This window comes from Paenibacillus tyrphae, assembly GCF_000722545.1.
Taxonomy (GTDB): Bacteria; Bacillota; Bacilli; order Paenibacillales; family NBRC-103111; genus Paenibacillus_G; species Paenibacillus_G tyrfis.
This window is the reverse complement of record NZ_JNVM01000070.1, coordinates 1-1064: the sequence shown is the minus strand read 5'-3', so window position 1 is coordinate 1064 and position 1064 is coordinate 1. Positions and strand designations below refer to the sequence as shown.

1 protein-coding gene is annotated in these 1064 nt (G+C 43.4%); it reads left to right on the top strand.

Annotation, left to right across the window (positions count from 1 at the left end; genetic code table 11):
• A protein-coding gene (locus ET33_RS38250; RefSeq protein WP_152570769.1) for an IS630 family transposase occupies nucleotides 1–1037 on the top strand; the annotation gives its coding sequence in 2 pieces (ribosomal slippage) (nucleotides 1–505 and nucleotides 507–1037; 1036 coding nt annotated over the 2 pieces). This gene is flagged as partial in the annotation.
• Nucleotides 1038–1064 lie beyond the last annotated feature (27 nt).

Sequence of the window (1064 nt, the reverse complement as noted above, 5' to 3'; positions counted from 1 at the left end):
ATCCAACACGGAAGCATTACAGGAAGTAGAACAGCGTCTAAAGCACGAAAAGAGTCGTCGAATGTTTGAGCGGTATCAAACCATTCGACTTTACTTACTCAGTCATGACTACAGCCAAATTGCAACCTCGATTGGAAGATCGGAATATACCGTCAAAGAATATGTTCGCACCTATCGAAAACACGGACTTGATGGTTTAATCATGAAGTTTTCGACCGGAGCGCCAGAACGTTTAACGAAGGAACAACAATCTCAATTGAAGCAAACGATTATCGACTCATTACCTCATGAAGTTGGCTTCCCCGCTAAGTTTAACTGGACACTGGAGATCATCGCATTGTACATCCATCGCGAGTTTGGACGAGATTACTCTATTCGCGGCGTTTCTAAGATGATGCATCGGCTGGGGCTTAGCTATACCAAGCCGACCTATACGCTGGCGGCGGCTGACAAAGAAAAGCAAAAAGAGTTTGTCGAATCTACATTTCCAGAGTTAAAAAAATTACGAAGACGGCGAAATTGATCACATTTTGTTTGAAGATGAAAGCATGATTCGAGATTATCAAGCCCTTCAACACACGTGGTTCGCAAAAGGAGAGCAGCGAATCATTAAGACTACAGGCAAGCATAGAGGCGTGAAACTGCTCGCAACGCTAGACTATGTGACGGGGCGTATCGTATGGCAGGAAGATGAGCAGTATACAGCTGAAACCTTCCTCGCCTTTCTCCGGAAAGTCGTCGATGCTTATCCCACAGGAAAAATCGCTTTGATCCTGGATAATGCCCGTATTCATCATGCAAAATTACTGGAACCGTTTCTGAACGAAATGAAAGGAAGACTGAAATTGGTCTTTCTGCCGCCTTACAGCCCTGAACTCAATCTCGTCGAAGGGCTTTGGAAATGGCTGAAAGCTGATGTCATTAACAATGTCTTTTACCATACGGTGGTGGAGATTCGTCAAAACGTCCATATCTTCATGGAACGCATCATGATAAATCCAATGACTATTATTGATCGGCTTTGCATTAGATTTTAGTTGCCATCATTAGTTCAACTTATATAG